5 protein-coding genes are annotated in these 3,682 nt (G+C 32.4%); all 5 read left to right on the top strand.

Annotation, left to right across the window (positions count from 1 at the left end):
- Positions 1–42 precede the first annotated feature (42 nt).
- The 5 genes from Q0977_RS17935 to Q0977_RS17915 all read left to right on the top strand — a co-directional run bounded on the left by Q0977_RS17935 (position 43) and on the right by Q0977_RS17915 (position 3,646).
- Positions 43–1,878 carry a type IA DNA topoisomerase gene (locus Q0977_RS17935; RefSeq protein WP_299516468.1) on the top strand — a complete coding sequence of 612 codons (1,836 nt, stop codon included), beginning with the start codon at positions 43–45 and terminating at the stop codon, positions 1,876–1,878.
- 86 nt (positions 1,879–1,964) lie between these two features.
- The gene (locus Q0977_RS17930; RefSeq protein ID WP_002340558.1) at positions 1,965–2,213 is read left to right on the top strand and encodes a hypothetical protein; all 249 of its coding nucleotides are present in this window, start codon (positions 1,965–1,967) and stop codon (positions 2,211–2,213) included.
- Positions 2,214–2,339: 126 nt separating this feature from the next.
- Positions 2,340–2,747 (top strand): DUF6075 family protein, encoded by a 408-nt coding sequence (locus Q0977_RS17925; RefSeq protein ID WP_002340559.1) that lies wholly within the window; start codon positions 2,340–2,342, stop codon positions 2,745–2,747.
- A gap of 3 nt (positions 2,748–2,750) precedes the next feature.
- Positions 2,751–3,071, top strand: a complete 321-nt coding sequence (locus Q0977_RS17920) for a hypothetical protein (protein WP_002340560.1) — start codon at positions 2,751–2,753, stop codon at positions 3,069–3,071.
- Between the two features lie 449 nt (positions 3,072–3,520).
- Positions 3,521–3,646, top strand: a complete 126-nt coding sequence (locus Q0977_RS17915) for a hypothetical protein (protein ID WP_002340561.1) — start codon at positions 3,521–3,523, stop codon at positions 3,644–3,646.
- Positions 3,647–3,682: the final 36 nt, after the last annotated feature.

Here is a 3,682-nt window from a genome sequence, read left to right as displayed (position 1 = left end):
GTGCGGTGAAAATCGCATGCACGGTGTGGATCGGGGGAAAAACTGGAGATTATTTCAAAAGTTTACCTATCGATATTAGCTTGGTCTATTATTCATAAGGCAAAAGCTATCTCTAAGGAAAAAACATATAAAAGATTATGGATTAACAGTTTGGAAAAAGATGTAATCAGGAATGGTTTTCAAAATTTACAACCTGGTCGTAATTATTATCCTTTTTACCAGGAGGCGCAAACAAGACAGATTGCTGATTGGCTGATTGGTATGAATGCAAGTCCTTTATATACGTTAAATTTACAGAAGCAGGGAGTGAAAGGGACTTTTAGTTTAGGAAGGGTACAAACGCCTACTTTATATTTGATTTATCAGAGACAGGAAGCCATAGAACGTTTTAAAAAAGAACCGTATTTTGAGGTTGAAGCCAATATAACTGTAAAACAAGGCTCTTTTAAAGGTACTCTTAATCCTTTACAGCGTTTTAAAACTAAAGATGAACTTTTAGGCTTTGTTTCTTCTAAACAAGCTCAAATAGGCGAACAAGAGGGAAAAATTATTGATATTCAAACTAGGGAGAAGAAAACGAATAGTCCTAGTTTATTTTCTTTGAGTAGTCTACAGTCAAAAGTCAATCAACTTTATAAAGCGACTGCAAGTCAAACTTTAAAAGCTGTACAAGGCTTATATGAAGCTAAATTATTGAGTTATCCAAGAACGGATACTCCATTTATTACAGAGAATGAATTTGCTTATTTAAAGGCGAATTTTGATAAATATTGTCAATATCTAAATAACGAACTTGAAATGATTCAATTAGATGCTAGAAAGCGTTATGTGGACGGTAGTAAAGTACAGGAACACCATGCTATTATTCCGACAAAACAAATTCCGAATGAAGCTGCTTTAGCAAAGATGGATGATCTACAACGAAAAATTTATGATTTAGTAGTTAGAACCACGATAGCTATGTTTTTACCAGATTATCTGTATGAGGAGACTAAGATTCAAACGCAAGTTGCCGAATTAGTTTTTCAATCCACAGGAAGAACTCCAAAACAAACTGGTTGGAAATTGCTTTTTAACCAGGATATCCAGGAGAAAGAAAAGGAAGAAGTACAAACCTTACCGTTAGTTTTGATTGGAGAAAGTGCTGAGGTTAACTTAAAAATTTTAGAAAAAGAAACGCAACCACCTAAATATTTTACAGAGGGTACGCTTTTAACAGCCATGAAAACAGCAGGAAAGACTGTTGATGATGAAGAAGCTATTAAGATACTACAAGAAGTTGAGGGTATCGGTACGGAGGCAACAAGAGCTGGTATCATCGAAAATTTAAAACAGAAAGAATACATCAAAGTAATTAAAAATAAGTTAGTAGTGACTGAAAAAGGCAAATTATTGTGTCAGGCAGTTAAAAGTCAGCATTTATTGACGAGCGCTGAAATGACAGCCAAATGGGAAAGTTATTTGAAGAAAATAGGCAAGAAAGAAGGCACACAAGAGGTTTTTCTGAACAATATAAAGAAATTTATTTATCATTTGATAGAAAATGTACCTGGAGAAGTAGCTAGCTTGAATTTTTCCGAATATCAGGAAAATAAGCAAAAAGAGGAAGAAAAAAATATTGTAGGAAAATGTCCTAAATGTGGCCATAACATTGTATTGAAAAAATCATTTTATGGCTGTTCCAACTATCCTGAATGTAAATTCACACTAGCAGATAATTTTAGAAAGAAAAAGTTATCAAAAACAAATGTAGCAGAATTATTGTCCGGAAAAGAAACCTTGATTAAAGGAATAAAGTCGAAGGATAAAACGAAGAGCTATAATGCGTTAGTAAAAATAGGGGAAAAAGGATATTTAGATTTTTTGGCCTTTAAATAGAAAGAAGGATTAGGAAATTATTTGACTTATATATATTATATATATATAATATATATATAATATATATAAGGTTTGGAGTGATTACGATGTCAGACAAATATCAATTAATCAGTATGAGGATACCTAAAGATTTGTATCTCAAGTACAAGCAAATACTGAAAAGTGAAGGAAAAATTGTCACTTACGAGTATAGAAACTTTGTCAGAAAATACGTTGAAAATTTTGAAAAAAATAAGTATTCAGAGCAAAAAGAAGTGATTATTTCAAGGGATAAAGAGCAGCAATATCAAAAAGACAATACTGGTGTAATCTATCGAGAAAAAGAAGAAGATTAATTTTTCGTGTAGAAATCATTTTTATAAAAAACAATATAATATTTGAAAGTATTTTGAGAAATAAAAAAATATTGGAATGCTTTAAACTGAAAATAGCGTATTTAATGATTAGAAGGAGTGACAGTCATGAAAGTAACATTTGCAGACCAGCAACATAGGGATTTTTTCTTTGAAAAAATCCAACAGGCAAGACAAGATGATGTTTACCACCAAAGTTTGCTTTATCTTTTGGCACTTAGCGAAACGACTAGGACTAATTTCAAGCGTATTTATAATCTTGAAACTGGGCTAATCAATCCAAACTGCGTGTATGAAGCTTGGAATACTAGCTCAACATTAAGATTAATTAGCTTGGCATTTAATTTATATACAAATGGAACGCCAGTACCAGAAGATATTGCTGAAAATGATGCTGAAGAGTTAGCTTTTATTAAACGCAACTATAGCCCAGTTGATATTTTTTCAGATTATGAATATTTTCCGTACTTTGTTCAAGCGTTAAAAATTCGCTTTGGACAGCAGGAAGAAGGATAGGAAATGATTGACGAAGCTGAAGCATGGGAAGAGCAAATGCTCAAAGACGAAAAAATATATAAGGAAGTATACAAGAGAAATTTTGAAGGCAAAGATTTGTATTGTACCTGTAGTAGAGAATATTTAATTTTAAAAATAGACCAAATGAATGCAGCTTTATTTAATATTTTGGAAGAATTGAACAGACCGGATTATGGGCAAGATGTACGACTAAATGTTGTTTATCGAGAAGCTTATGACGCAATGTACAATGATCCAGTACCTAAAATTCAGCGAGCGCATGAGCAAGCATTATTAAAAATTTTTGATAATACAGAACGTTAATAACGAAAGCGTTAGAGAATTTGAAATGATTTTGAATGATGGCTAGTTCAAGAAGGAAATAAAATTATCAAGTAATTTTATTTTTATTAAAGAATTTACCTCAAATTTCCTAAAGTTGACCGATAAATTATCTCCCTATGCAACTTTTTTGTTCAACGCATTCATCAGTGTGTGTTGTTTGCTAGGCGAGTACCATAGCATATCCAGTCGAAAAAACAAGAGTAAAATGCACTACGCTGCGCTTGCTCTTGTTTTTTCTTTGTGTCTATGCTCTGTTGCACTCACAGCAAACACGAAACACACACTGAACAGAATGGATCACAAAAAAGAAAGGAGCATAGTTTGAAGATAATTTATAACTTTAGGAAATTTGAGGTTACAGCACCACTTCCTCACTCCTAAACGAATGGTTTTTGTGATTGCTAAATCAAAGAAAGAGGGTTTTAAACATGGAAAAAGAAATCGTATTACAAGAAATTACAGCAGTATATCAAGATAAGAAAGAACAAGTTCAAAACCATCAAAAAAAGACACCTTTTCAGGTGCTTTTTTTATTTTATAAACTCATTCCCTGATCTCGACTTCGTTCTTTTTTTACCTCTCGGTTATGA

Origin of the sequence: uncultured Rummeliibacillus sp., assembly GCF_934216135.1 — a bacterium.
GTDB lineage: Bacteria > Bacillota > Bacilli > Bacillales_A > Planococcaceae > Rummeliibacillus.
The sequence above is the reverse complement of the archived record's forward strand: the minus strand, read 5'-3'. Positions and strand labels throughout refer to the sequence as shown.